The sequence below is a fragment of the Micromonospora sp. I033 genome (assembly GCF_053890995.1).
The window spans coordinates 1-8,355 of sequence record NZ_JBSSLX010000237.1 but is presented as its reverse complement, the minus strand read 5'-3'; the positions used below and the strand labels follow the sequence as shown (position 1 = coordinate 8,355).

Annotated in this window: 7 protein-coding genes; 4 read left to right on the top strand and 3 right to left on the bottom strand. The window is 72.0% G+C overall.

The window, feature by feature from the left end:
• The coding region (locus ACW0Q9_RS26680) for a pectate lyase (protein WP_456185892.1) at positions 1 to 631 on the top strand (631 nt) is incomplete at its 5' end.
• 40 nt (positions 632 to 671) lie between these two features.
• On the opposite strand, the gene ACW0Q9_RS26675 is transcribed toward ACW0Q9_RS26680, so the two are convergent.
• On the bottom strand, positions 672 to 1,859 hold the full coding sequence (locus ACW0Q9_RS26675) for a threonine synthase (protein ID WP_456185890.1): 1,188 nt from the start codon (positions 1,857 to 1,859) through the stop codon (positions 672 to 674).
• 8 nt (positions 1,860 to 1,867) lie between these two features.
• Positions 1,868 to 2,902 (bottom strand): DNA polymerase ligase N-terminal domain-containing protein, encoded by a 1,035-nt coding sequence (locus tag ACW0Q9_RS26670; RefSeq protein ID WP_456185888.1) that lies wholly within the window; start codon positions 2,900 to 2,902, stop codon positions 1,868 to 1,870.
• 118 nt (positions 2,903 to 3,020) lie between these two features.
• Here ACW0Q9_RS26670 and ACW0Q9_RS26665 point away from each other — a divergent pair, with 118 nt between their 5' ends.
• Positions 3,021 to 3,803 (top strand): aldo/keto reductase, encoded by a 783-nt coding sequence (locus ACW0Q9_RS26665; protein WP_456185886.1) that lies wholly within the window; start codon positions 3,021 to 3,023, stop codon positions 3,801 to 3,803.
• A gap of 52 nt (positions 3,804 to 3,855) precedes the next feature.
• On the opposite strand, the gene ACW0Q9_RS26660 is transcribed toward ACW0Q9_RS26665, so the two are convergent.
• Complete coding sequence (locus ACW0Q9_RS26660; protein ID WP_456185884.1) at positions 3,856 to 4,995, bottom strand: GH12 family glycosyl hydrolase domain-containing protein; 1,140 nt, start codon at positions 4,993 to 4,995, stop codon at positions 3,856 to 3,858.
• A 342-nt stretch (positions 4,996 to 5,337) separates the two neighbouring features.
• On the opposite strand from ACW0Q9_RS26660, the gene ACW0Q9_RS26655 reads away from it, so the two are divergent.
• Both ACW0Q9_RS26655 and ctaD read left to right on the top strand, forming a co-directional pair.
• Positions 5,338 to 6,444, top strand: a complete 1,107-nt coding sequence (locus ACW0Q9_RS26655; protein WP_456185882.1) for an FAD-dependent monooxygenase — start codon at positions 5,338 to 5,340, stop codon at positions 6,442 to 6,444.
• 128 nt (positions 6,445 to 6,572) lie between these two features.
• Positions 6,573 to 8,330 carry an aa3-type cytochrome oxidase subunit I gene (gene ctaD / locus ACW0Q9_RS26650; protein ID WP_456185880.1) on the top strand — a complete coding sequence of 586 codons (1,758 nt, stop codon included), beginning with the start codon at positions 6,573 to 6,575 and terminating at the stop codon, positions 8,328 to 8,330.
• The last annotated feature ends 25 nt before the right edge of the window (positions 8,331 to 8,355 follow it).

Sequence of the window (8,355 nt, the reverse complement as noted above, 5' to 3'; positions counted from 1 at the left end):
CGCCACCGTCCCGGTCTCCGGCACCTTCGACGGCGGGATGAAGCGCTACTACGGCATCGGCGACGGTGGGCAGAGCGAGAGCCAGGACCCCATGTTCGAGCTGGCCGCCGGCGCCACCCTGAAGAACGTGATCATCGGCGCGCCGGCCGGTGACGGCGTGCACTGCGAGGGCAACTGCACGCTTGTCAACGTCTGGTGGGAGGACGTCGGCGAGGACGCCGCCACCTTCCGGGGCGGCACCACCTACACCGTCGACGGCGGGGGTGCCCGGTCGGCCAGCGACAAGGTGTTCCAGCACAACGGCCCGGGCACCGTCCACATCCGCAACTTCCGGGTGGAGAGCTCCGGCAAGCTCTACCGGGCCTGCGGCAACTGCTCCACCTCCTACCAGCGGCACGTGGTGATGGACAACGTCACCGCCACCGGCACCAAGGTCCTGGCCGGCATCAACACCAACTGGGGCGACACGGCGCGGTTCAGCCGGATCACCATCCTCAACGACCCGAACCGGTCCACCCGGATCTGCGTCAAGTACCAGGGCGTGCCGAAGGGCAGCGAGCCCACGGAGATCGGCGAGGGCGCCGACGGCGTCAACTGCCTCTACTCCGCCTCCGACATCACCTACCGGTAGGACGGCCGACGCGGGCTCCCCGGTCTCCGGGGAGCCCGCGTCACACCGTCGGTACGGCCGAGACGTCCACGGTCTCCGGGTACTTGATGCCCGCGCCGGTGTTCAGCACCACCACCCGCTCGCCGGGGCGGATCCAGCCCCCGGCCCGCAGGTGCCGGGCGGCGGTCAGGCAGGCCGCCCCCTCGGGACAGAGCAGCAGCCCCTCCCGGGCGGCGAAGTCGCGCAGGTCGGCCAGGATCTCCGTGTCCTCCACGGCGATCGCGGTGCCGCCGCTCTCCCGCAGCGCGGCCAGGATCAGCTCGTCGCCGAGCGGGGCGGGCACGGTGATGCCGAACGCCAGGGTGTGCGCGTCCGCCCACGGGGTGGCCCGGGACTCGCCCGCCGCGAACGCGCGGACGATCGGCGCGCAGCCGGTGGACTGCACGGCGACCAGACGGGGCAGCCGGTCCTCGACCCAGCCCAGCTCGCGCAGCTCGTGCAGCGCCTTGTGGATCCCGATCAGCCCGACCCCGCCCCCGGTCGGATAGATGATCACGTCGGGCACCTGCCAGCCGAGCTGCTCGACGATCTCGTACCCCATGGTCTTCTTGCCCTCCAGGCGGTACGGCTCGCGCAGCGTGCCGGCGTCGAAGACCCGCCCGCCCGACTCGGCGACCAGCCGCGCCACCCACCGGCCGGCGTCGCTGATCAGGCCGTCCACCAGCCGCAGGTCCGCCCCGGCGGCGACGCACTCCCGCCGGCAGATGGCCGGCGCGTCCAGCGGCATGGCGATGGTCGCGCCCATCCCGGCCCGGGCCGCGTACGTCGCCCAGGCCGCGCCGGCGTTGCCGTTGGTCGGCATGGCGATCCGCTCGACGCCCAGCTCCCGGGCGCGGCTCACGCCGACCGCCGCGCCCCGGGCCTTGAACGACCCGGTCGGGGTCAGCCCCTCGTCCTTCACGATCAGGTCCGGAATCCCGATCTCCTGCCCGTACGCCGGCGCGCGCAGCAGCGGCGTCCAGCCCTCGCCCAGCGTGGTGACGAAGCGGGGATCGGCCACCGGCAGCAGCTCCCGGTAGCGCCACAGGTCGGCCGGGCGTAGCCCGAACTGCTCGGGGGTGACCGCGGCGGCCACCGCGGCCAGGTCGTAGCGGGCCAGCAGCGGGGAGCCGCACTCGCAGAGGTTCTGCAACTTGTCGGCCGGATGCTGCTCACCGCAGCGCGGGCACTCCAGGTGCGTCAGATGCACGGCGCTCCTCAGCTCGGGTCGAGGCTCAACCAGTGCCGGCTGCGCCGACCCGGCTCGTACTCCGAGTCCAGGCGCTTGGCCACCACTCCCGGGAGCCCCTGCTCCCGGGCGGTCCGCAGGGCGTCGGCGCCGACCCCCGGGAACCACGGCGGAGTCTGCCAGTGCGGGCCGGTCAGCGCCAGACCGTCGAGCAGCTCCCGGCGCTGGGCGTAGGGCACGTCGAGGCTGGTCACGCCCTCCAGCCAGAGCAGGTCGACGGCGAGGAACTGGCCGTCCCGCTTGGTGGGCGGCTTGACCCGCCCGCCCGGGTCGATCCGGACCAGCACGCCGTCCAGCACCGCCTCGACCGGGGCCAGCTCCTCGGCCATCGCGCGCAGCCAGGGGTACGCCCCGGTGATCTCCTCGTCCGCGGCGTCCAGCAGCCGGAGCCGGCCGCCCGAGACGTACGCCATCGCCCGCACCCCGTCCCAGCGCAGCTCGTACCCCCAGGCGGCCTCGTCCTTCGGCAGCCCCTTCCCCGGGGTGGTGTGCATCGGGCGGACCAGCTCGGGCATCGGCGTCCAGCCCTCCGGGGCCGGGTCGGTGCGGCGGACCATCCAGTCCCGGCCCCGGCCGCCGGTGGCGAAGAGGACGTACCGCCCCTTCGTCCGGCGGCCGTCCAGGACCACGATCACCTCGTCGTCGCGCCACTTCTCCACGCGGTAGGTGCCGGTGTCGTGGACCGTCATCCGGCCGCCGCCGTACTCGCCGGCCGGGATCTCACCGTGGAAGGTCAGGTACTCCATCGGATGGTCCTCGGTGTGCACGGCGAGGTGGTTGCGGCCCGGGTCGCGGGGCAGGCCGCGCGGCACCGCCCAGGAGGCCAGCACGCCGTCGTGCTCCAGGCGCAGGTCCCAGTGCAGGCTGCGGGCGTGGTGCTGCTGGATCACGAACCGGGGCCTGCGCCGCGCGGCCCGTTTCCGCTCCGGGGTCCGTTCCGGCACCGGCTCCGGGGTACGCGCCGCGTCCCGTTTCCGCCGGTACTCCTCCAGCCGGTCAGCCACCCCCGCATTCTCCGGCAGGTCCGGCCCGATCGCCCGGTTCCTGCCGCTTCTGTCCCGTTCCGCCGCCGGCCGGCGGGTCGCCGGCATGGCGGCGGCGATCACGGGTAGAAGCGTCGGTATGGACCTCGACCAGCCCACCGTCCCGCTCACCGGCGACGTCCGGATGCCGCTGCTCGGCTTCGGCACCTGGCAGGCCACCGGCGAGGCCGGGTACGACGCGGTGCTCGCCGCGCTCGACGCCGGTTACCGGCACATCGACACCGCGACGATGTACGGCAACGAGAAGGAGGTCGGCCGGGCGGTCAGGGAGAGCGGACTGCGCCGCGAGGATCTCTTCATCACCACGAAGCTGCCGCCGGACCGGGTGGGCCGGGAGCGGGAGACCATCGAGGCGAGCCTGGCCGCCCTGGACACCGACCACGTCGACCTGTGGCTGATCCACTGGCCGCCGTCCGCGCCCGGCGACAGCATCCCGGTGTGGCGCGAGATGCTCGCCGCCCGGGACGAGAACCTGGCCCGGGCCGTCGGGGTGAGCAACTACAGCGTCAGCCAGATCGACGAGCTGATCCAGGCCACCGAGGAGACCCCGGCGGTCAACCAGATCCGCTGGAGCCCGTCCCTGTACGACCGGAAGGTGCACGCCGCCCACCGGGACCGGGGGGTGGTGCTGGAGGGCTACAGCCCGTTCAAGACCAGCGACCTCGCCGACCCGGTGCTGTCCCGGATCGCCCAGGCGCACGACGTGTCGCCGGCCCAGGTGGTGCTGCGGTGGCACATCGACCACGAGATCGTGGTCATCCCGAAGTCGGTCACCCCGGACCGGATCCGGGCCAACGCCGACGTGTTCGGCTTCTCGCTCACCGCCGAGGAGATGCGCGACATCGACGCCCTCGGCCACTGACCCTGGGACGGGGCGCGGCCCGTGCGGACCGCGCCCCGGGATCAGGTGGGCGTCACGCCCTGGCGCAGGTGGCGCCGTTGAGGGTGAAGCTGCTCGGTGCGGAGAACGCGCCGCTCAGCGTCGCCTGGTAGCCGAAGCTGGTCGAGGCTCCGGGTGCCAGCGTGCCGTTGTAGCTCAGGTTCCGGGCGGTCACGGCGGACCCGCTCTGCGTCACGGTGGCGTTCCACGAGCCGGTGATGCTCTGGCCCGAGGGCAGGTTGTAGTTCAGGGTCCAGCCGTTGACGGTGCTGGAGCCGGTGTTGGTGATCGTCACGTCGGCGGTGAAGCCGTTGTTCCAGACGTTGGTGGTGTACTTCACCGAGCAGGCCGCGTTGCCCGGCGGCGGGGTGCTGGGCGGCGGGGTGGTGGCCGGCGGCGTGGTCGGCGTGGTGCCGCCGGTGTTCACGCTCTGCGAGAAGGAGTTCACCGCCAGGCCGACGCCGCCCTGCCACGGCTCGAAGCCCGCCTGGATGCTGGTCAGGTACCAGTCGCTGGTGATCGCGCCCCGGCTCCTCGTGTCGTTGATGAACGCCATCGCGTCGAAGCTCATGCTGGGGATCGCCGACGGCGCCAGGTACGAGATGACGTTGTTCGACCCGTTGCTGCCCCGCCAGACCTCCCAGGTCCGGCCGGCGACGCTGGCCGTGCCCACCGGCGAGCCGATCGGCTGGATCGAGCCCTGCCGGTTGAACCAGATCATGATCTCCATCTGGCTCACCCCGTCCTTCTTCGGCGTCGGGTCGAGCCAGATGTCGTACGAGGCGTTGTAGATCGCGCCGCTGACGTAGTTGTAGCTGATGCTGCTCGGCGCGCTGCTGATGTTCTTCACCTGCACCGGCAGGTTGGTGCCGGGCGAGCAGTTCGTGTAGTGGCAGCCCACGAAGATCGACGGGTACGAGACCGGCGCACCGCTGGTGTTCCCCACCCCGTCCTGCCGGGTGATGGAGAAGCCGGTCGAGGTGACGTTGATGCACTGCTGGGCGGTGGTGCCCCAGCGGTTGTTCTGCACGACGTACTTGCCGCCGATGGTGGTCGACCCGTACTGCTCGCAGATCTGGGTGTCGGCGGAGGCGGTGCCGCCGAGCGCGACGGCGACGATCGAGCCGACGGCCAGCAGACCGGCCGCGGCGAGGGCCCTCAGTGGACGCTTCATGATGCTCCTTGGCTCGGCGCGGGGGGCGCCGACTCGGGTCGGGGGTACGGCCGGGAGCGCTCCCAAGCTCAGAACAACACATTTACATGTCTGAAACCAACGCGCAACCGCACCGGCCGCGCCGATTGTTTCGGTGACGTCGGGTGATCGGCCGATGGCGGAGCGCTGCGCGCGTCGGCGGCCGGGTCAGCCGGTCGGAGGTGGGACTCCCGCCGGTGGGAGGGCTCCCGGTCACTGACCGGGCGTCCACGCCAGGGCCGTTGGGCACTTCCGCCGGTTGGTTGCGGCGAGTAATGTCTTGCCTCCAACGCGTTCCGAACCCCTCCGGAGGCGTACCCCACGATGGGTGGTTCCCCCCTGCGCATCCTCGTCGTCGGCGCGGGCATCGCCGGTCTCGCCGTGGCCCGGGCGCTGCGCCTGGCGGGGTTCCGCCCCGACGTGACCGAGAAGCTGCCCCCGGCCGAGCGCGCCGACGTCGGCCTCTACCTCCCGGGCAACGCGGCCCGGGCGCTGCGCCGGCTCGACCTCGACGGCCCGGTGCGCCCCCTCGGCCAGGTCATCCACCGGCAGCGCTTCCTGGACGCGACCGGCGCGCCGCTCTGCGAGGTCGACCTCGACGCGCTCTGGGCCGGGGTGGGGGAGTGCCGCGCGCTGCCCCGCGCCGAGTTGCACCGGGTGCTGCTCACCGGGGCCGGCGGCGCGGTCCGGCACGGGGCCGAGGTGAGCACCGTCGAGCCGCTGCCGGGCGGCGTCGCGGTCGGTTTCACCGACGGCACCAGCGGCGAGTACGACCTGGTCATCGGCGCCGACGGCCCCCGCTCGGCGGTGCGCACCCTGGCCGCGCTCGGCGGTCCGCCGCGCCCCGCCGGCCAGGTGGTCTACCGCAGCGTGGTGCGCGGCGGCCCCCGGGTGGCCGACTGGACCGCCCTGCTCGGCCAGCGCGCCGGCTTCCTGGTGGTGCCGCTCGGCGCGGGCCGGCTGCACTGCTACGCCGACGAGGCCGGCACCAGCCTGCCGGCCGACCCGCTCGCCCGGCTGCACGAGCTGTTCGGCGACTACGGCGGCCCGGTGCCCGAGGTGCTCGCCGCCCTCGATGCGGTGGACGTGCAGCTCACCGAGGAGGTCGAGCTGGGGCGCTGGTTCCACGGCCGGGTGCTGCTCGTCGGTGACGCGGCTCACGCCACCGCGCCCACGCTCTCCCAGGGCGCCGCCATGGCGCTGGAGGACGCCGTGGTGCTCGCCGAGTCGCTGAAGGCGGCCGGCAGCGTCGACGCGGCGCTCATCGCGTACGAGAGTCGCCGCCGCCCGCGTACCCGCTGGGTGCGGGACCGGACCCGGGACCGCAACCGCACCCGCGACGTGCCGCCGGCGCTGCGCGACCCGTTGCTGCGCGGCCGTGGCGGCCGGATCTTCCGGGAGCACTACCGGCTGTTGACCGGCCCGCTCTAGGGCGGCGGTGATCGTAGCCGCCCACCCCACGCGGCGGGGCCGCCTACCGGGGACTATCCTCCTTGCGGATGACGGCCGCGCAGATGAACAGCGCGCCGAGCGGGACAACCCAGAACCGGAGGCCACTCGTGACCACCGTCGCACCCAAGCCGGTCGTGACCCGGCCCTGGCCGGTCCGCGAGCCGGTCAAGGGGTCGGCAATCGCGCGGCTGCTGCGCACCACGGACGCGAAGCAGATCGGGATCATGTACATGGTCACCGCGTTCGCGTTCTTCATGATCGGTGGCCTGATGGCCCTGATCATGCGGGCCGAGCTGGCGCGGCCGGGCCTGCAGTTCCTGTCGCCCGAGCAGTACAACCAGCTCTTCACCATGCACGGCACGATCATGCTGCTGTTCTTCGCGACGCCGATCGTGTTCGCCTTCGCGAACTACGTGGTGCCGCTGCAGATCGGCGCGCCCGACGTGTCGTTCCCCCGACTGAACGCCTTCGCCTACTGGCTGTACCTGTTCGGCGGCACCATGGCCACCGCCGGCTTCATCAGCCCGGGCGGTGCGGCCGACTTCGGCTGGACGGCGTACACGCCGCTGAGCACCGCCGAGCACGCGCCGGGCGTCGGCGCGAACATGTGGGTGGTCGGCCTGGCCATCTCCGGTCTGGGCACCATCCTCGGCGCGGTCAACCTGATCACCACGATCCTGACCCTGCGCGCCCCCGGCATGACCATGTTCCGGATGCCGATCTTCACCTGGAACATGCTGGTCACCAGCCTGCTGGCGATCCTGGTCTTCCCGCTGCTCGCCGCCGCGCTCTTCGCGCTGGCCGCGGACCGCCTGATCGGCGCCCACGTGTACGACCCGGCCACCGGCGGCCCGATGCTGTGGCAGCACCTGTTCTGGTTCTTCGGGCACCCCGAGGTCTACATCATCGCGCTGCCGTTCTTCGGCATCATCACCGAGATCATCCCGGTCTTCTCCCGGAAGCCGATCTTCGGTTACAAGGGCCTGGTCGCCGCGACCATCGCCATCGCCGCCCTGTCGATGAGCGTGTGGGCGCACCACATGTTCGCCACCGGCCAGGTGCTGCTGCCGTTCTTCAGCTTCCTCAGCTACCTGATCGCCGTGCCGACCGGCATGAAGTTCTTCAACTGGATCGGCACCATGTGGCGGGGCCAGATCACCTTCGAGACGCCGATGCTCTTCGCGGTCGGCTTCCTGGTGACCTTCCTCTTCGGTGGCCTGACCGGCGTGCTGCTCGCCAGCCCGCCGCTCGACTTCCACCTGCACGACTCGTACTTCGTCGTGGCGCACTTCCACTACGTGCTCTTCGGCACCATCGTGTTCGCCGTCTTCGGCGGCATCTACTTCTGGTTCCCGAAGATGTTCGGCCGGATGCTCGACGAGCGGCTCGGCAAGATTCACTTCTGGCTGACCATGATCGGCTTCCACACCACCTTCCTGGTGCAGCACTGGCTCGGCGCCGAGGGCATGCCCCGCCGGTACGCCGACTACCTGCCCGGGGACGGCTTCACGTTCCTCAACACGCTCTCCACGGTCGGTGCCTTCATCACCGGTATCTCGACCCTGCCGTTCATCTGGAACTGCTGGAAGTCGTACAAGACCGGTCCGGTGGTCGAGGTCGACGACCCGTGGGGCCACGGCAACTCGCTCGAGTGGGCCACCAGCTCGCCGCCGCCGCTGCGGAACTTCGACCGGATGCCGCGGATCCGCTCCGAGCGGCCCGCCTTCGACGCCAAGTTCCCGGAGCTGGCCGCCGGCCACTCCCTGGCCGGCCCGCCCGAGGGCGGCGCGAAGCCGCTGACCAGCGAGTCCGACGGTGGCGCCAGCTACCAGGAGGACACCGAGGGCCGGCTCGACAAGAGCTGACCCCCCGGCAGACCCAACAACGGGC